The sequence below is a fragment of the Variovorax sp. HJSM1_2 genome, assembly GCF_049316285.1.
GTDB lineage: Bacteria > Pseudomonadota > Gammaproteobacteria > Burkholderiales > Burkholderiaceae_C > Rhodoferax_B.
The window spans coordinates 1-16,603 of record NZ_JBMOXA010000034.1 but is presented as its reverse complement, the minus strand read 5'-3'; the positions used below and the strand labels follow the sequence as shown (position 1 = coordinate 16,603).

The following is a 16,603-nucleotide window of genomic DNA, read 5'->3' as shown; positions in this document are numbered from 1 at the left end:
CGTATGAGCCTTACCTCTCCTCTTCCTCTCAGCCTGGAGTTCTTCCCCCCCAAAACGGCAGAAGGTGCGGCCAAGCTGCGCGTGGTGCGCCAGGAGTTGTACCAGCTGCGCCCCGAATTCTGCTCGGTGACCTTTGGGGCCGGTGGTTCCACCCAGGACGGCACGTTTGCCACCGTGTCCGAAATTCTGGCCGAAGGTGTGCCTGCGGCCAGCCACTTCTCGTGTGTTGGCGCCACACGTGCCACCGTGCGCGAGCAGTTGGCGCAGCTCAAGGCCATGGGCGTGAAGCGCCTGGTGGCTTTGCGTGGTGATTTGCCCAGCGGCTACGGTGCCGGTGGTGAATTCCAATACGCCAGCGACCTGGTGGCCTTCATCCGCGCCGAGACGGGACGCGACTTCCATCTGGAAGTGGCGTGTTACCCCGAAGTGCACCCCCAGGCACGTTCACCGCAGGCCGACATCGACGCTTACGTCACCAAGGTGCGTGCAGGTGCCGATGCGGCCATCACCCAATACTTCTACAGCGCCGATGCCTACTGGCGTTTTGTCGAAGAGTCGCGCGCGGCTGGCGCCGACATTCCGGTAGTGCCCGGCATCATGCCGATTGGCAGCTCCACGCAGTTGATGCGTTTCTCGGATGCCTGCGGCGCCGAAATCCCGCGCTGGATCCGCCTGCGCCTGCAAGCCTTTGGCGACGACACCGCTTCCATCAAAGCCTTTGGCCTGGATGTGGTGACCGAGCTGTGCGACCAGTTGCGCACTGGTGGTGTGCCCGGCATCCACTTCTACACCATGAACCAGAGCGCGGCTACTTTGGCCATCTGCAAGCGCCTGGGCTTGGGCGGCTGAAAGGCCTTGCAAGCTTGAGGCGCTTGAGGCGCATACGGCCTTGATTGGCGCGGCCCGCCGGGGCCGGCCCCCGGCTCGTTGCGCATGGCCGGCCGTATCCGGCCGACCGGGGCTTGTTCAGCATCGCCCTAAACGCGTTCTCCACTCTTTCCGTCAAACCAGCTCACATGCTGGCTCTCCACCGCCAACCCCACCTGGTCGCCCGCGCGAACTGCCGTGTCCGGCGAAGTGCGCACGTTGATCGCACCCGCACTGGTCTGCACCACCACAAAGGTATCGGCGCCAGTGGCTTCCACCAGGCTGACCTGGCCACGCCAGGTGGACGCATCGTCAAAGTGCACATGTTCCGGCCGCGCGCCCAGCAACGTGCCCTGGGTGTTGTTCGGGCATTGCAGCGGCACGCTGCCGTCCTGGATGCGAAAGCTTGAAGCCGCACCAGCACTCACGCCCTGGCCGGGGATGAGGTTCATGGTGGGTGAGCCTATGAAGGTGGCCACATAGGTGTTGGCCGGGCGGCGGTAAATATCGTCCGGCGTGCCCAGTTGCTGCACCACGCCACCCTTCATCACCGCGATGCGGCTGCCCAGCGTCATGGCTTCGATCTGGTCATGGGTCACGTAGACACTGGTGATGCCGCTGGTCTGGTGCAGTCGCTTGATTTCGGCGCGCATTTCCACGCGCAGCTTGGCATCCAGGTTGGACAGCGGCTCGTCGAACAGAAACAGCTGCGGCTGGCGTGCCAGGGCGCGGCCCATGGCCACGCGCTGGCGTTGGCCGCCCGAGAGTTGCGAGGGGCGGCGGTCCAGCAAGTGCTCGATCTGCAGCATGGCGGCCACTTCGGCGATGCGTTTGTCGCGCTGCACCTTGGGCACCTTGCGCATTTCCAGCGCAAAGCCAATGTTGTCGGCCACACTCATGGTGGGGTAGAGCGCGTAGCTCTGGAACACCATGGCGATGTCGCGCTCGGCCGGTGGCACACCGACCACGTTGCGGCCACCGATGCGGATCTCACCCTCGGTTGGTTCTTCCAGACCGGCAATGATGTTCAGCAGTGTGGACTTGCCGCAGCCCGAGGGGCCGACCAGGATCAGGAATTCACCAGGTGCGACATCGATGTCGATGCGCTTGAGGACTTCAACCTCTTTGCTGCCTTGGCCAAACGTCTTGCGGATGCCGGTGATGTGGAGTTCAGAAGCCATATGGTTTTATCCCTTCACGGCTCCGGCCGTGAGTCCTTTCACAAAATACTGTCCCGCCAAGACATAGATCAACATCGTCGGTAAACCGGCAATCACCGCCGCCGCCATGTCCACGTTGTAGTTCTTCACGCTGCTGCTGGTGTTGACCATGTTGTTCAGGCCCACGGTGATGGGCTTGCTGTCGGCGCCGCTGAAGGCCACGCCAAACAGGAAGTCGTTCCAGATATTGGTGAACTGCCAGATCAGTGTGACCATCACGATGGGGGTGGACAGCGGCACGATGATGCGGAAGAAGATGCGCCAGAAACCCGCGCCGTCTATGCGCGCGGCGTTCACCAGCTCACCCGGCACGGCTGCGTAGTAGTTGCGGAAGAACAGCGTGGTGCCCGCCAGACCTGCGAGGCAGTGCACAAAGATCAAGCCGCCCACCGAGCTGGAAATGCCCAGCCAGCCAAGCACCTGGCTCATGGGCAACAGCACCACCTGGAACGGCATGAACACGCCAAACAGCATGAAGCCAAACAGCAGATCGCTGCCGCGAAACTTCCACAGGCTCAGCACATAGCCGTTGATGGCACCCCAGACGGTGGAGACGATCACCGCCGGGAACACCATCAGCACCGAGTTCCAGAAGAACGGTTGCAGGCCACGGCAGTCGGTGCCAGTGCAGGCGCTGGACCAGGCCGAGCCCCAGGCAGAGAAGTTGAGCTGCGACGGCAGGCTCAGCAGGTTGCCGTTGCGGATTTCTTCAGCGTCCTTGAACGAGGTGACGAGCATCACGTACAGCGGCGCCAGGAAGAAGATGGCCGCCAGGATCAACACGGCATAGAGCAGGCCGCGCGCCAAGTGTTTAGCGGTCATGGGGCTTGCTCCGCAATTCGCTGTAAAGATAGGGGACGACGATGGCCGCCACGGTGGCCAGCATCATGGTGGCGCTGGCCGCGCCCAGGCCGATCTGGCCACGTGTGAAACTCATCACGTACATGAAGGTGGCAGGCACGTCGGTCGAGAAGCCGGGGCCGCCGCCGGTCAGCGCCATCACCAGGTCGAAGCTCTTGATCGACAAGTGCGACAACACCATGATGGTGGAGAACACCACCGGGCGCAGTATCGGCAGGATGATGCGCCAGTAGATGCGCGGCAGGCTTGCGCCGTCGATCTGTGCGGCCTTGATGATGCTGTCGTCTATGCCGCGCAGGCCGGCCAGAAACAGCGCCATGGCAAACCCGGCCGACTGCCAGATGCCGGCGATCACGATGCAGTAGATCGCCTTGTCGCCATCGGCCAGCCAACCGAATTCAAAACTGGTCCAACCCATGTCCTGTATCAGCTTTTGCAAGCCCATGTCGGGGTTGAGCATCCACTTCCAGGCGGTGCCGGTGACGATGAACGACAGCGCCATGGGGTAGAGATAAATGGTGCGCAGATAACCTTCGGCACGCACCTTCTGGTCTAGCAGTATGGCCAGCGCCATGCCTATCAGCATGGCCCCGCCCACGTACAGCACGCTGAAGATGCCCAGGTTCTTCAGCGCCAGCCACCAGCGGTCCATGTCCCACAGCCGCGTGTATTGCTCCAGGCCTACAAACTCGCTGTAGTTGGGCAACATACGCGAGGGTGTGAGCGACAGCACCCCGTTCCAGATCATCAGCCCGTAGATGAAGGCAAACCCCAGGACAAAGCCTGGTGCGATCACCAACTTGGGCAGGGTGTTTTCAAAATTCGATTTCATGGCAGCCGCTTTCAGCTTGCAGAGAGACAGGCCCGGCATTCCACCCAGGTGGTATGCCGGGCCTTGGGGCGAGCAGAAGAAACGCGCCCGGACGGCTTTACTTCATTGCTGCAGCGTTCGCGATGTTCTTCATCGCAGCGGCCACAGTGATCTTGTCGTCGTTCCAGAACTGGCTCACGGCGTCCTTGATGGCGCCTTCGGCAGCGGGGCTCACGGCCATGCTGTGGGCGATCGAGGGCACCAGGCTGGACGTCTTGGAGGTTTCCACAAAGTCCTTGGCCGACAGCTTGGCGCAGTCGTCAAACTTGTCCATCTTGGAGTTCAGGCGCACCGGGATGGAACCCTTGTTCAGGTTGAAGGTTTCCTGGAACTCTGGGCTCATGATGGCGGCGGCCAGATCGTTCTGCGCCTTTTGCGCATCAGCCGACTTCAGCTTGAACATGGCGAACGAGTCGATGTTGAAGGTGAACGAGCTGCTGGTGCCAGGCGCGGCGGCGCACAGGAAGTCCTTGCCCGGCACCTTGCCGGCGGCCAGGAATTCGCCCTTGGCCCAGTCGCCCATGAACTGGAAGCCGGCCTTGCCCTGCATCACCAGGGCGGTGGTCAGGTTCCAGTCGCGGCCGGAAGATGCCGAGTCGGTGTAGCCCTTGATCTTGCGGAAGGTTTCCAGCGACTTCTTCATGGTGTCGCTGTTGATGGCCTTGGCATCCAGCTTGACCAGCGCGTCCTGGTAGAACTTGGCGCCGCCCACACCCAGGACCACCGATTCAAAGGTGGTGAAGTCCTGCCAGTTCTGGCCACCGTGCGCCACGGCGATCAGGCCAGCGGCCTTGATCTTGTCGGCGGCGGCGAAGAATTCGTCATAGGTCTTGGGCATGCCGGCCACACCGGCCTTCTTCAGCACTTCGGGGTTGGCCCAGATCCAGTTCACGCGGTGCACGTTCACCGGCACGGCGACGTAGTGGCCCTTGTACTTCATCACGTTGGCGACCACCGGGGGCAGCAGCGTGTCCCACTTTTCAGCGGCGGCCACGGTGTCCAGATTGGTCAACACACCTTCGGAAGCCCATTCCTGGATCGCTGGTCCCTTGATCTGTGCAGCCGCTGGCGGATTGCCAGACACCACACGGCTCTTCAGCACGGTGGCGGCTGCGTCACCGCCACCACCGGCCACCGCGAAGTCTTTCCAGACATGGCCCTTGGCCTGCATCATTTTCTTGAGTTCGGCGGCCGACTTGGCTTCGCCACCCGAGGTCCAGTAGTGCAGGACTTCCACTTCGCCAGCAAATGCAGTGCTGGTGAACGCGGCACCGGCGGACATGGCCACAGCCACAACCGTGGCGATTTTGGAAAGTTTCAACATTTCGTCTCCTGAAGAGTTGCCACGCGGGCCGCCACCATGGCGTCCGGGCAGAGAAAAAAATGGCGCAACAAGGCACCAATCCGTAGGATTTTAATTTTTCATTAATTAATTATTTCACGACATTGGGAAATACCCGCGCAAACGAGCCCATACGACCCGGACAACAGCGCCGATCTGAGGGCGCGGTCCTTACCTGCTGGCGCCGTCAATTTATCAAAATGTATAGCGATCAACGCCTTTGTGTATTGGCGTCAAAGCCCATGTGATGATCAAAATGTGATGGAAACGTGGCAACCAGCATGCCAGTCTGCAAACACTGAGGCGGCTGGTCTTTTCGTGATCCGGCGTAGAAAATTGCGCCCCGAGGACTGACTCCCAGCACAACCGCTACATCCGAGGAACGTCTCGATGGCCAAGAAGTCGATACCGAAACCGGCACAGCCCAACCGGCTGTATGGCTTGCTCCCGGCGCCGGTTCAAGCCTTGCTTTCGTCTTTTCCGAAATTTGCGCCTGTCATCCTTTTGGGGTTTGGGCTGGCGCTCGCAGTGGGCTACGGCGTGCCCGCCGCATACACCGCCTGGAAGACCTATAGAGAGCACGCTGACACACTTGTCCACATCTCCAGCCTAGAACCGGTGGTCGGCAAAATCGGCGCCTACAGGGCGATCGTCGTCAACAACTCGCCGAATCTGCAAGTCTTCAGCGGGCTGAAGATAGAGGTGGTGGGTGTGAAGCCCGGAGACTACGACACGGCCGGTCGAATGACCATTCCCACGGTGGAGTCTGTGAGCATTCGGCTGGAGCCCAAGCCGGGCGGCATCTCGGTCATGCTTCTCAGTATGCAGCAAATCGCACCGAAAACAGCCGAGGCCCTGAACCTGCATTTTTCGTCCACCGGCCCAGGCCCCGTCACCTGGGATGAATACCGCCTGAAGTTCTGGCTGGAGCTGCCCCACAACAAAACCTCGGCTGCGAGCGAGGTCTTCCTCGTGAACGCCGCGCGCACCAAGTAGCTGCACCATGTATTGGCCTGTGCGCGTCATTTCACTTGGCTTGCTGGCCTTGGTTTGTGTCAACGGCGCCATTGTTGAACAGGTCAAAGTACCGAAGTTCCGCTCCGAATACGACCCTCTTTACGCGCGTCTGGAGCGTCTGCAGAAAGAGCAGGGGCAGTGTGAAAAACCGGTCTGGACCAAGGAGCAGCATCTAGAAAGATACAGAAAACTGATTGCCTACGAATGCGCCCAGCGCGAACGCAATTGGCAGTGCGAGAACACCGAAAAAGGCATACGCACGGTTGCAGCACGCCTGCCCACCACAAGTTGCGAAAGCCCTGCCGTGCAAACCGGCTACGGCTTCTTTGCGGATACCTTGGCGCAGGCATTGCGACAGGAGGTTCCGGGCATCGAATTGCCAGCGGTGGGTACGCTGCGCACGGGTGACCTGAATGCCGTGGCCTGGCGCCATCGACAGGACGGCCGTTATGTCATCTTGATTGACCCGGCGCTTGATCACTTCCAGGGCGAGCTGGGGCGTTACCTGATGTCTTTTTATGAGATCAAAATCGACCATTCGCCGGGCCAGGCCACACTGGCGCTGTCTTATTCCTCTCAAGACATAGGGCGCCGCCTGCGCGAGCCTGATCGCCTCAGCTACTTTAGAGACCTGATCCACAACGCAGCAGTGGGCCAGAAGCTGCCCATGCCGCTTGCGCTGGAGACGCAGCGCAAGGGCTTTATCCAGCAGTTCTTTCGCAGTGACATGCATGAGCGCGTGTATGACGCCATGTCGGCCGAGGGCATGAACTTCATCGTCGCCCACGAGTACGCCCATGCACTGCTGCGGCACACCCAGTCGGCCCAACTGGTGGAGCGGCCCTTGAGTGGCGGCACAGAGCAAAACATCACCACAGACCTGCACAACCAGGCGCAGGAGTTTGACGCAGATGCACTCGCCACCCGCCTGCTGCGCCAGGGGCGCAGCGGCCTGGACGAGGAATTGATCGTGCTGCTGGACCTGACCCCTGAGTTCCTGATGATTGCATTGGAGCTGCTTGAACTGGAGCGCGCAAGACTGGGCATGGCAAGCCCGCAAACACATCCCTCGGCGGCGCACAGAAGAGCGGCACTTGCCGCCATACGCAAAAAATACGGGCTGTCATTCAACAAGGGACAGGATGTCAGCCCGGTGGACGACCTGCACCAGATCGCGCTTGTCTCATGGGCCAGCGCCAACGGCCTTTGTGAAGGACGGGCGAAAACGCAGAAGCGCTGCCGCTACGCAGCACCATGATTTTTAAATGTGCTGGTGGCTGTCAGAACTGGTCGCCATCTACATAAAACCAGCGACCTTCCTCATGCACAAAGCGGCTGCGTTCATGCAGACGCGTGGCGCGGCCGCTGGTGTCGCGCTGGCGGGCAACGAATTCGACCTCGGCGTGGCTCGCGTCCAGACGCTGGTGTGCTTTCACACTCAGGCCCAGCCAGCGTGCGCCGGGGTCGAATTCGAGTGTGGCGGGGCGCCGGCTGGGGTGCCAGGTGGCCAGCAAATAAGGTGCGTTCTGCAGCACAAAGGCGCTGTAGCGCGAGCGCATCAGGGCCTCGGCATCGGGTGCGGGCGTGCCTTCAAAGTCAGCGTGGTACTTGCCGCAGCAGGCGCTGTAGGCCAGCGCACGTTGATGTGTATCGGTGCGGCCACAAGGGCAGACATGGGGAGAAGAGGTCGCGGACATGGGGCCATTCTAAAAACCTCCTAGCCTCGGCTTATCATGCCCGCCATGCTGGCAAAGTTCGTGTCCTACCTGCTCCTCGGCCTGGTGCGCCTGCTCACCGGCGCGCAGGCGCGCTGGCATGGCTGCCCGCCCAGCTGTGAACAGCGCATTTATTTCGCCAACCACCAAAGCCATGTCGACCTGGTGATGATCTGGGCCGCCCTGCCGGCCGATCTGCGCACCGTCACGCGGCCGATTGCCGCACGCGACTACTGGACCAAGAGCCGCTTCAAAGTGTGGCTCACGACCAAGGTGTTTAATGCCGTGTATGTGGAGCGCATGCGCAGCAAGGACCCGGTGACGGGTGTGGAGTCGGACCCGCTCGAGCCTCTGGTGGCGGTGCTGAATGCGGGCGACTCGTTGATCATCTTCCCCGAAGGCACACGTGGCCATGCGGCGGAGCCACAAGCCTTCAAATCGGGCCTTTACCATCTGGCGCGGCAGTTCCCTGAGGTGGTGTTGATTCCCACCTGGATCAACAACGTGCAGCGCGTGATGCCCAAGGGTGAAGTCATTCCGGTGCCGGTGTTGTGCTCGGTGACCTTTGGCGCGCCCATCGCCTTGGCGGCCGATGAAGACCGCCACGCCTTTCTGGCGCGCGCCCGTGACGCCGTGATCGCCCTGCGCGACATTTGACATGATCCGTTACCTACGCAACCTCAGCAGCACCGAGCAGGTGGCGGCGCTGTTCATTCTGGTGTTTGGTGTGTTGACGCTGGCTTCCATCTGGCAACTCGTCGCCTCGCTGCGCGAACGCCGCCACGAACACCTGGGGCCCAAGCAGGAGGCCTACCTGGCGCGCCTGCAGGACAACACCCGCCTGCTGCAAACCACCTGGACCATGGTGGTGGTGTTCTGGATTGGCTGGGCCCTGGGCAACCAGGCGGCGACGGTGCTGTTTGCCTTTGTGTCGTTTTTTGCGTTGCGCGAATTCATCACCTTGTCACCCACCCACCGGGGCGACCATCGTGGCTTGATCCTGGTGTTTTTTGCGGTGCTGCCACTGCAATACTGGCTGGTGAGCAGCCGCCACTTCGACCTGTTCACCGTGTTCATCCCGGTCTATGTGTTCCTCGCCATACCGGTGGTCAGCGCCCTGGCCGACGATCCGCACCGTTTTCTGGAGCGCAACGCCAAGCTGCAGTGGGGCATCATGGTGTGTGTGTACGGCATGAGCCACGTGCCGGCACTGCTGTTGCTGGAGTTTCCGCGCGGCCCGGAACGGGGTGCGTTCCTGGTGTTCTTTCTGGTGGCGGTGGTGCAATCGTGCATGCTGGCCCAGCACCTGCTGGCGCGCCGCTGGCCACGCACACCACACGCACCCAACATCAGCCAAAGTTTCAACTGGGCCACCTGGCTGGTGGGTGTGGTGCTGGGCGGATTGCTCGGCGGCCTGCTGTCGGGCATCACGCCGTTCAACCCGGCCCAGGGCTTGGGCATGGCGCTGATTGCGTGTATCTCGGGTTCGCTGGGCCACCTGGTGATGAAGGCGCTGAAGCGCGACCGTGGCATCACCAGTTGGGGCGCCCAGGGTTTGTCGGTCACCGGCGCCAGCGGTCTGCTCGACCGTGTGGACGCGTTGTGTTTTGCCGCGCCCATCTTCTTCCACTCGGTGCGCTGGATCTTCAAGCTTTAAGCTTTTACCTCGCTGGCGCGCTCTACACTAGCGCAGACAGCTACTGTTTATATAGCATGCGACTTCTTGGCATTGACCCCGGTTTGCAAACCACCGGCTTCGGCGTGATCGATGTGGACGGCTCGCGCCTGAGTTACGTGGCCAGCGGCACCATCAAGACCACCCACCTGAACTTCGGTGACCTGCCGGCGCGGCTCAAGGTGCTATTCGAGGGCGTGCACGAGGTCGTGGCGCGTTACGCGCCCGATGCGGCCTCGGTGGAGATTGTGTTCGTCAACGTCAACCCGCAATCCACCTTGCTGCTGGGCCAGGCGCGCGGCGCCTGCCTCACGGCCCTGGCCACACGCGACTTGCCAATCAGTGAATTCACCGCGCTGCAAATGAAAAAGGCCGTGGTGGGGCATGGCCGCGCAGCCAAGTCGCAGGTGCAGGAAATGGTCAAGCGTTTGCTCAAGCTGCCGGCTTTGCCCGGCCCCGATGCGGCAGACGCCTTGGGCCTGGCCATCACCCACGCCCACGCCGGTGCCGCCATGGCGCGGCTTGCCAGTGCGTCGCCGCTGCAAGTCAAGAACACCGGCCTGTACCGCGCCGGGCGCGGCCACTGAAACCTCAGGGCGCGCCAGCGCCGGGCGCCAACCTGGCGGCGAGCAGGCGCGCCGTGTAGCGCAGCCTGTCGATGTCTGCGTCTGCACACACGCCGCGGCTGAAACAGCACAAGGTGCCGTAGACCGCGCCACTCGAGAGGCGCACCGGCGTGCTCAGATGTGTGCCTATGGGGAATCCGGGATCGGGCGCCTGGCCAGCGGCGATGTAGGGCGCGGCATCTGCCATCAGCTCTGGCAACCGGCCCTCGACCACCCGCTGGCACCAGCTTTCTTCCACCGGGTCGGACATGCCGACCTGCAGCAGCGGGAAGTCGGCTGCACAGTCCACGGCTTTGAAGGTACGGCGCCCATCGGCGATCTGCGACACAAACGCCACATCCATGCCCAGGCGGGTGCGCAGCAATTTCAGCACCTCGGGCACGGCGGAGGGCAGCTCGGGGTCGGCGGCGTCACTGGTGGCGACCAGCAACTCGCAGATTTTGACGTCCACGTCGTCAGGTTCGTAATCCAAGTACATGCCTAACAGTCTAAGCGCTCGCATAAAGGCCGCGAATGAGGGGGGAATGGGCGGCGAATGGGAGCTTAGATCGCCCCACCGGCAAGTGACCGCATGCCGTCTTATGAACTACCATGCAAGCCAGAAAGCCGCCATCTTCCGGCTTACGATAGACACCTTTACACAACCATCGCGAGAGAGAGCAGATATGCGACACGACCTCATCACCGGTGCTGCAGCCATCACTGCCGAGGTGCTCCGGCAGACGCAGGGCAAATATGACGAAATCACCGAGGAGTTGATTGCCGCCGCCTTCGAGAAGGCCTACTGCGGCTTGGAGGCTGGCATCCTGCGTGTGACCGACCGCGAGGTCCGTGAGTCTTTTCAGTAGCCACGCGCAGCACCGCGCCAACTAGGCTTGTGGCGCGCAGCACTAACGCAAGCGCAAGCCCATCACACAGGCTTGCACCAGCTTCGCCAGCCGCGTACTGCGGGTTTCGGGCCGCTTGGCGCTGCAGATCCAGTGCAGCATGACTTTTTGATAACCCGGCGGTGTCTTCTCGAAAAAATGCCAGGCGCTTTGCTGGCTTTTGAACATGTGCAGCTCGGCGGCCGACAGTTCGGCGCTGGTCGCTTGTTCGTGCGCATACACCGCTGATTTCGCCGCCGTGCGTCTGGCAAAAGCTTCTTCCCCTGCGGCCGTCATGCGGCCCTGCGCCCGCAACTGCGCCACCTTGGCGATGTTGACCGCGCTCCAGATGGACGTGGGTTTTCTGGGCGTGAAGCGTATGGTGTAGCTGGCGTCATCCACACGTTTGCGCACACCGTCTATCCAGCCAAAACACAGGGCTTCGTCGACGGACTCCGACCAAGACATACAGGGCAGACTTGTGCCCACCTTGTGAAACCCCACCAGCAGCTCGCTTGCGCTGCCGGCATGGGTTTCAAACCAGCGGCGAAAGCTCTGTGGGTTTGAGAAGAAGCTCGGAGCCGTCATCAGCACCATGCCGGCCGGCCCACTGGGCGCGGGTCGGCCGGAAAAGATCAGTTGCCCAGGCCGGCAAAGATGTTCTGCACGTCATCGTTCTCGTCGATGGCGGCCAAAAAGGCTTCGACTTCTTCGAGTTGTTCTGCGCTCAGGCTGGCTGGGTCTACCGGGTTCTTCGCCTTGTAGCCCAGTTTGGCCGACAACACGTTGAATCCCTGCGCTGGCAAAGCGCGGCTCACCAGGTCCAGGTCGGCGGCATCGGTCAGGAACATGGTCAGGCCTTCTTCACCCGCCTCAAAGTCCTGCGCACCGGCCTCGATGGCGGCCAGTTCGGCATCCGCACCGGCTGCGCTGGGTTCGGCTTCTATCATGCCGACGTGGTCGAAGTCCCAGGACACTGAGCCCGAGGTACCCAACTGGCCCTTGCGGAACAACACACGCATCTCCGGCGCAGTGCGGTTCACGTTGTCGGTCAGGCATTCGACCATCACCGGCACGCGGTGCGGCGCGAAGCCTTCGTAGATCACGTGGTCGAAATGCACAGATTCGCCAGTCAGGCCCGCGCCTTTTTTGATGGCGCGATCAAGGGTGTCCTTGGGCATGGAGACTTTGCGCGCCTGCTCTATCACCAGCCGCAAACGTGCGTTGGCCGCAGGGTCGGCGCCGTTGCGTGCGGCAATCATGATGTCCTTGGCCAATTTGCCGAACAGGCGGCCCCGGGCGTTTGCCGCGAGTTCCTTGCCTTTTGCTTTCCATTGCGCGCCCATGGCTGCGTTCCTTGTATTGATTTGTTGGATTGAGAGGGGACGCCAAGGTGTTAAACACGGGCGTACGGGGCGCAATGTTAGCGCCGTTAGGGCCACAGGTGTGTCCACGCGGGGTTTGGCTCGGGCGGCCGGTTTCCGGGCAGCCCGCAGAGGCCTCAGCGGCCTTTGTCCATAAATTCAACCAAGGCCTGTACCCGCGCCGAGCGGCCCTTGCGGCTGGGCACCAGCAGCATGATGGGCGCGCTGTCGAAGGCCCAGTCCGGCATCAAGCGCACCAATGAGCCGCGCGCCATGGCGTCGGCGGCGTCCCATTCCGAGCGCAGCACCAGCCCCAGGCCTTGCTCGGCCCAGTGGCGGGCCACACCACCGTCGTTGGTGGTGAGGGCGGGGGCGATCCGTACGGTTTCGCTGCGGCGTGTGGGATGCGGCACGCTCGGGCGCAGGTGCCACAGCGTGACGTCTTCTTGGTTCTCGCGGATGCAGATACACGCGTGTTGGGCCAAATCGCGCGGTGCTGTGGGCGCACCATGGGTTTTCACATAAGCCGGGCTGGCACACAGCCAGCGTTCGTTTGCTGCCAGCGTGTGCCCCACCCATGAAGAGTCGCGCACCACACCGATGTGCACCACCGCATCGGCCTCGTGCCGCTCGGCCCACGGCGTTTCGCGTAAGTCCAGCTGCAGGCGCAAGCGGGGATGCAGCTTGGCAAAGCGCGCCAGCATGGCGGCCACATGCAGGCGGCCATAACCAAAAGGCGCGACCACACGCAGCGTGCCACTGAGGCCCTGGTCGGCGCGTTGCAGTGAGTCGCGCAGCGTATTCAGGTTGGCCAGCAGGGTTTCGGCCTCGCGGCCAAAACGTTCACCTTCCGAGGTCAGGCTCAGCCTGCGTGCCGAGCGCACCGCCAAAGCCACCCCCAGTGTGGTTTCAAGTTTGCGCAGGCGCATAGACAACGCCGGTGGCGTGAGATCCAGTGCACGCGCTGCCGCGCTCAGCGAGGGGTGGCGCAAAAGAGCGGCGGCCAACTGCAGGTCTTCGATCTGGATCATTCAGCACAGCTTAACGATTGATGAGCTTGAATTTAAGCACAAGCATGGTCATAAGGCCTAAAGTCCGGCCACCAGCCACTTGTTGAAAAACCCCATGCCAGCCTCCAGCAACACCCTCGCCAGCATTGACACACCCGCGGCCATCGTCTCGCTGCCGCAGATGCGGCACAACATCCAACGCATGCAGGACCAGGCCAATGCGCTAGGCGTGCGTTTCAGGCCACACGTGAAAACCACCAAGTGTGCGCAGGTGGTGCAAGCCCAAGGAGCCGCCGGTGCGCAGGGGGTCACCGTGTCCACACTGAAGGAGGCCGAGCAGTTTTTCGCCCAAGGGGTGCAAGACATCCTGTATGCCGTGGGCATGGTGCCGCAACGCCTGCCACAGGTGATGGCGCTGCGCCGCCAGGGCTGCAAGCTGGCCATCATCACCGACAACGCCGTGGTGGCCCAGGCGATTGCCGACTTCGGCCGGCAGCATGGTGAAGCCTTTGAAGTGTTGATTGAAATCGACACCGACGGCCACCGCTCCGGCATCAAGCCCGATGAAGACGCGCTGCTGCAAGTCGGCCAGATCCTGCACCAAGGCGGCATGCAACTGGCGGGCTTGTTGACCCACGCCGGGTCAAGCTACGAGCTGCACACTCCAGAGGCGCTGGCGGCCTTGGCGGAGCAGGAGCGCGCCGGTTGTGTGTATGCGGCCGAGCGCCTGCGCGCGGTGGGGCTGCCGTGCACGGTGGTCAGTGTGGGCTCCACCCCGACCGCGCTGGAGGCCAAAAACTTGGAGGGCGTGACCGAACTCCGTGCCGGGGTGTATGTGTTTTTTGACCTGGTGATGCACAACGTGGGTGTGTGCACCACCGACGAAATTGCGCTGACAGTGTTGACCACGGTGATAGGCCACCAAGCCGACAAGGGTTGGGCGATTGTGGATGCCGGTTGGATGGCCATGAGCCGCGACCGGGGCACGGCCAAACAACAGCAGGACTTTGGCTACGGCCAGGTGTGCACGCTTGATGGGACGCCCTTGCCAGGCTTTCTGATGGGCAGCGCCAACCAGGAGCAAGGCATCATCTCGCGCAGCACCGGGGCACCGGACGCGGACATCGCCACACGCTTGCCTGTGGGCACACGCCTGCGCATCCTGCCCAACCACGCTTGCGCCACGGGAGCCCAGTTTCCCGAGTACCAGGCGCTGGATGAGGACGGCACTCTGCAGACCTGGGGGCGCTTTCATGGCTGGTGATCAAGCCAATAAGGTGCAGGCCGTTGGTGTTGACACACTCGCCGCGCCCGGCGGCCACTATAGCCACGCCTGCGTGGGCGCCGGGCTGGTGTTCATCTCCGGGCAACTGCCCATCACGCCGAATGGCGTGCGCTTGGTGGACGCATCATTTGAAGTGCAAACGCTGCAAGTGCTGGCCAATGTGGAGGCCGCCCTCCTGGCCAGCGGCAGCAATATCCAACAGCTGCTGCAGCTGCGCGTGTATGTGGACGACATCGCCAACTGGCCACTCTTCAACACGCTGTACGCCGCCTGGGCCGGCGCTGCCAGACCGGCCCGTGCGGTGGTGCCCACGGGGCCATTGCATTTTGGCTTGAAGCTGGAGGTGGAAGCGATTGCGCTGGCACTGCCAGCGCCGTAACACGAGCGCCGTTAAGTTCGCCGTCAGGCGGTGGCCTTGCCGGGCAAGCCGGACGGTAACTGTTGCACCGCGTCCCACTGTGGGCCGTCAAACCACGCTGAGCCATCCAGGTAGGCGCGCAGCATGGGCAAGGCATCCACGCCCCAGAAAAGTTTGCCATTGACCACAAAACTCGGCACCCCAAAGACACCGGCGGCAATCGCCTGTTCGGTGTGGCTGCGCAGTTGCTGCTTGACCTCGGCATCGCCTGGTTCGCGCGAGGCGGGCAATTGCTGGCGCAGGGTATCCAGGCGTGTGGCGTCGAGCGCATCGGCGCCATCCTGCCAGACGTGGCGAAACAAGCTGGCGCAGGTGTGGCGGTTGGGCAGGCCTTGGGTGTCGCTGGCCACGGCCAAACGCAGCAAGGGCAGGGGGGTGAAGGGGTGGGCGGCGGGCATTTGCAGCGGAATATGCTGCTCCGCGGCCAGCCATTGCACATGTCGATAAAGCCATTCGCGCTTGGCCGGAATTTCCGCCGGGCCGCGCTGGCCGTGGTGCTGCAGCACAGCGCCAAGCAGCACGGGCTGGTATTGCACGTTGTAGCTCAGGCCTTGCAGAACCCGCGGCAAACGCTCGAACGCAATGTAGGCGTAGGGCGAAACGAAGTCGAGGTAGAAGGTGATCTGGTGCATGTTCGGTTTCCAGGCGGTGTTATGCGGCGCAGGCCGCCAGGCGTTCTTCTATGCGCGCCCAGACCACACGTTTGCCGTCGGGCGCCATGCGGCTCCAATCGGCAATTTCGCCTATGGTGCGCAGGCAGCCTTCACACAAGGCCGTGGCCGGGCTCATGCGGCACACCGACACACACGGCGACAACACCTCGACCGCATCTGCGGGCAGGGCCTGTGCGGCCAGCGCGCGCGTGCGTAGTTGCTGCCGTGGTGTCATGTCAGTCCACCTTCACCACGTCGGCCACGGGGGCCGAGGTCAGCCCTTCTAGGTCTTGCGGGCGCAGTTGGAACACGCCGTGTGGGTGGCCGGCTGCGGCCCACACCACGTCGAAGCGGAACAGTTCACGGTCTATCAGCGTGACCACCGGCGCGGCATGGCCTACGGGCGCCACGCCGCCAATGGTGAAGCCGGTCTTGCTTTTGACGAAGTCGGCGTCGGCACGCCCGAGTTTGCCGACCAGGGCCGCCACCTTTTTTTCGTCCACACGCCGGTCACCCGAGGTGATCACCAGCACCGCCGCGTCGTCTTCGGTGCGGCGAAAGATGATGCTCTTGGCAATCTGCCCGACAGCTATGCCCAGCGCGTCGGCGGCCTGCTGCGCGGTGCGCGCGGCGTCGGCCAGCATCACCGGTGTGTGTGGATGGTTTTTGTCCTGCAGCACGGCGGCCACACGTTGCACACCTTCGGGCAGGGAATGGAGTTCGGCTCCGCACATGGTCATCAGGCCTTCAAAAATTCAAGAGCGTGAACAGGTTCTACGACGTGCGCTTGTTCAGCAAAGCTGTGGCGGCGCG

Annotated in this window: 21 protein-coding genes; 9 read left to right on the top strand and 12 right to left on the bottom strand. The window is 62.5% G+C overall.

Translation table 11 applies throughout. The features are described 5' to 3' along the window. Positions 1-3 precede the first annotated feature (3 nt). Positions 4-849: a methylenetetrahydrofolate reductase [NAD(P)H] gene (gene metF / locus ACFQ95_RS23425; RefSeq protein ID WP_422834986.1), complete on the top strand. Its 846-nt coding sequence runs from the start codon at positions 4-6 to the stop codon at positions 847-849. Between the two features lie 128 nt (positions 850-977). Here the strand turns inward: metF and ACFQ95_RS23420 are convergent, their stop codons facing one another. From ACFQ95_RS23420 to ACFQ95_RS23405, 4 genes are all read right to left on the bottom strand, one after another. Further along, entirely contained in the window at positions 978-2,048 is a 1,071-nt protein-coding gene (locus ACFQ95_RS23420) for an ABC transporter ATP-binding protein (protein WP_422834985.1), read from the bottom strand. A gap of 6 nt (positions 2,049-2,054) precedes the next feature. Further along, on the bottom strand, positions 2,055-2,909 hold the full coding sequence (locus ACFQ95_RS23415; protein WP_422834983.1) for a carbohydrate ABC transporter permease: 855 nt from the start codon (positions 2,907-2,909) through the stop codon (positions 2,055-2,057). Further along, positions 2,899-3,780, bottom strand: a complete 882-nt coding sequence (locus ACFQ95_RS23410; protein ID WP_422834981.1) for a carbohydrate ABC transporter permease — start codon at positions 3,778-3,780, stop codon at positions 2,899-2,901. Before ACFQ95_RS23410 ends, ACFQ95_RS23415 begins: the two co-directional genes overlap by 11 nt. A 97-nt stretch (positions 3,781-3,877) precedes the next feature. Next, positions 3,878-5,143 carry an ABC transporter substrate-binding protein gene (locus tag ACFQ95_RS23405; RefSeq protein WP_422834979.1) on the bottom strand — a complete coding sequence of 422 codons (1,266 nt, stop codon included), beginning with the start codon at positions 5,141-5,143 and terminating at the stop codon, positions 3,878-3,880. A gap of 408 nt (positions 5,144-5,551) precedes the next feature. Here ACFQ95_RS23405 and ACFQ95_RS23400 point away from each other — a divergent pair, with 408 nt between their 5' ends. After that, positions 5,552-6,157 (top strand): hypothetical protein, encoded by a 606-nt coding sequence (locus tag ACFQ95_RS23400; protein WP_422834978.1) that lies wholly within the window; start codon positions 5,552-5,554, stop codon positions 6,155-6,157. 7 nt (positions 6,158-6,164) lie between these two features. Then, on the top strand, positions 6,165-7,436 hold the full coding sequence (locus ACFQ95_RS23395; protein WP_422834976.1) for a hypothetical protein: 1,272 nt from the start codon (positions 6,165-6,167) through the stop codon (positions 7,434-7,436). Between the two features lie 22 nt (positions 7,437-7,458). Here ACFQ95_RS23395 and ACFQ95_RS23390 read toward each other — a convergent pair whose 3' ends face one another. Beyond that, positions 7,459-7,875 (bottom strand): YchJ family protein, encoded by a 417-nt coding sequence (locus ACFQ95_RS23390; protein ID WP_422834974.1) that lies wholly within the window; start codon positions 7,873-7,875, stop codon positions 7,459-7,461. Positions 7,876-7,920: 45 nt separating this feature from the next. On the opposite strand from ACFQ95_RS23390, the gene ACFQ95_RS23385 reads away from it, so the two are divergent. The 3 genes from ACFQ95_RS23385 to ruvC are packed head-to-tail and all read left to right on the top strand — an operon-like array spanning position 7,921 to position 10,155. Further along, the gene (locus tag ACFQ95_RS23385) at positions 7,921-8,550 is read left to right on the top strand and encodes a lysophospholipid acyltransferase family protein (protein ID WP_422834972.1); all 630 of its coding nucleotides are present in this window, start codon (positions 7,921-7,923) and stop codon (positions 8,548-8,550) included. Between the two features lies 1 nt (position 8,551). Then, entirely contained in the window at positions 8,552-9,550 is a 999-nt protein-coding gene (locus ACFQ95_RS23380; protein WP_422834970.1) for a phosphatidate cytidylyltransferase, read from the top strand. 56 nt (positions 9,551-9,606) lie between these two features. After that, entirely contained in the window at positions 9,607-10,155 is a 549-nt protein-coding gene (ruvC, locus tag ACFQ95_RS23375) for a crossover junction endodeoxyribonuclease RuvC (RefSeq protein WP_422834966.1), read from the top strand. Positions 10,156-10,159: 4 nt separating this feature from the next. Here ruvC and ACFQ95_RS23370 read toward each other — a convergent pair whose 3' ends face one another. Further along, a complete protein-coding gene (locus ACFQ95_RS23370) occupies positions 10,160-10,672 on the bottom strand; it encodes a GAF domain-containing protein (protein ID WP_422834965.1) in 513 nt (170 codons plus the stop codon). Between the two features lie 187 nt (positions 10,673-10,859). On the opposite strand from ACFQ95_RS23370, the gene ACFQ95_RS23365 reads away from it, so the two are divergent. Beyond that, positions 10,860-11,042: a hypothetical protein gene (locus ACFQ95_RS23365; RefSeq protein WP_422834963.1), complete on the top strand. Its 183-nt coding sequence runs from the start codon at positions 10,860-10,862 to the stop codon at positions 11,040-11,042. 42 nt (positions 11,043-11,084) lie between these two features. Here ACFQ95_RS23365 and ACFQ95_RS23360 read toward each other — a convergent pair whose 3' ends face one another. The 3 genes from ACFQ95_RS23360 to ACFQ95_RS23350 form a co-directional block, all read right to left on the bottom strand. After that, entirely contained in the window at positions 11,085-11,528 is a 444-nt protein-coding gene (locus ACFQ95_RS23360; protein ID WP_422834962.1) for a YdeI/OmpD-associated family protein, read from the bottom strand. Between the two features lie 167 nt (positions 11,529-11,695). Beyond that, positions 11,696-12,406 (bottom strand): YebC/PmpR family DNA-binding transcriptional regulator, encoded by a 711-nt coding sequence (locus ACFQ95_RS23355; RefSeq protein WP_422834960.1) that lies wholly within the window; start codon positions 12,404-12,406, stop codon positions 11,696-11,698. Positions 12,407-12,561: 155 nt separating this feature from the next. Further along, positions 12,562-13,455, bottom strand: coding sequence for a LysR family transcriptional regulator (locus ACFQ95_RS23350; RefSeq protein WP_422834959.1), 894 nt, complete (start codon positions 13,453-13,455; stop codon positions 12,562-12,564). A 94-nt stretch (positions 13,456-13,549) separates the two neighbouring features. On the opposite strand from ACFQ95_RS23350, the gene ACFQ95_RS23345 reads away from it, so the two are divergent. Continuing rightward, positions 13,550-14,698 (top strand): DSD1 family PLP-dependent enzyme, encoded by a 1,149-nt coding sequence (locus ACFQ95_RS23345; RefSeq protein ID WP_422834957.1) that lies wholly within the window; start codon positions 13,550-13,552, stop codon positions 14,696-14,698. Next, entirely contained in the window at positions 14,688-15,098 is a 411-nt protein-coding gene (locus tag ACFQ95_RS23340) for a RidA family protein (RefSeq protein ID WP_422834956.1), read from the top strand. The genes ACFQ95_RS23345 and ACFQ95_RS23340 overlap by 11 nt, the downstream gene beginning before the upstream one ends. A 23-nt stretch (positions 15,099-15,121) precedes the next feature. Here ACFQ95_RS23340 and ACFQ95_RS23335 read toward each other — a convergent pair whose 3' ends face one another. The 3 genes from ACFQ95_RS23335 to ACFQ95_RS23325 are packed head-to-tail and all read right to left on the bottom strand — an operon-like array spanning position 15,122 to position 16,524. Then, positions 15,122-15,769 carry a 2-hydroxychromene-2-carboxylate isomerase gene (locus tag ACFQ95_RS23335; protein WP_422834954.1) on the bottom strand — a complete coding sequence of 216 codons (648 nt, stop codon included), beginning with the start codon at positions 15,767-15,769 and terminating at the stop codon, positions 15,122-15,124. 19 nt (positions 15,770-15,788) lie between these two features. Beyond that, positions 15,789-16,025, bottom strand: a complete 237-nt coding sequence (locus ACFQ95_RS23330) for a DUF1289 domain-containing protein (protein WP_422834953.1) — start codon at positions 16,023-16,025, stop codon at positions 15,789-15,791. Position 16,026: 1 nt separating this feature from the next. Next, positions 16,027-16,524 carry a YbaK/EbsC family protein gene (locus ACFQ95_RS23325; RefSeq protein ID WP_422834951.1) on the bottom strand — a complete coding sequence of 166 codons (498 nt, stop codon included), beginning with the start codon at positions 16,522-16,524 and terminating at the stop codon, positions 16,027-16,029. Between the last annotated feature and the right edge of the window lie 79 nt (positions 16,525-16,603).